Origin of the sequence: Paracoccus sp. M683 (assembly GCF_007096355.1) — a bacterium.
In the GTDB taxonomy this organism is placed as follows: Bacteria; Pseudomonadota; Alphaproteobacteria; order Rhodobacterales; family Rhodobacteraceae; genus Paracoccus.
On the sequence record NZ_VKDF01000061.1, the window covers coordinates 1 to 586 of the forward strand.

1 protein-coding gene is annotated in these 586 nt (G+C 63.1%); it reads right to left on the bottom strand.

Annotated features, from left to right (window positions below; translation table 11 throughout):
- Positions 1 to 578 (bottom strand): IS5 family transposase (locus FNJ84_RS21790; RefSeq protein WP_143795281.1); only part of this gene is annotated, 578 nt, incomplete at its 3' end.
- Positions 579 to 586 lie beyond the last annotated feature (8 nt).

Consider the following 586-nt stretch of genomic DNA (forward strand, 5'->3'; position numbering starts at 1 on the left):
GTGACGCTGCCGATCCGCTCGTCCGCCGGGATCTGACCGAGCAGGTCGGGTAGCACAGGGGCATCACCGATGTGGCTCCCGGTGATCTCGACAGCGCGGACCTCCAGTGTTTCCTCATCGATTCCGAGATGGATCTTGCGCCAGACGCGCCGTTTGGGACCGCCATGCTTGCGGGCATGCCACTCGCCTTCCCCCTCGACCTTGATGCCGGTGCTATCGATCAGCAGGTGCAGTGGCCCCTTGGAGCCGCGGTAGGGGATGTTTACGGCCAAGGTCTTCTGGCGGCGAGATAGCGTGCTGAAGTCGGGCACCGTCCAGTCGAGACCAACCAGCTGCAACAAGCTCTCGACGAACCCGGTCGTCTGCCGGAGCGCCATGCCGAACAGCACCTTCATCGAGAGGCACGTCTGTATGGCGGCGTCGCTGTAGCTCTGCTGGCGGCCACGCCTGCCAGTTGGTGCGGCCTCCCAGCTCATCTCGGGATCGAACCAGATCGTCAGCGATCCGCGGCGCTTGAGCGCTTCATTGTAGGATGGCCAGTTCCTGGTCTTGTAGGTTGGAGGTGTGGGTCTGCTCATGGATTCCA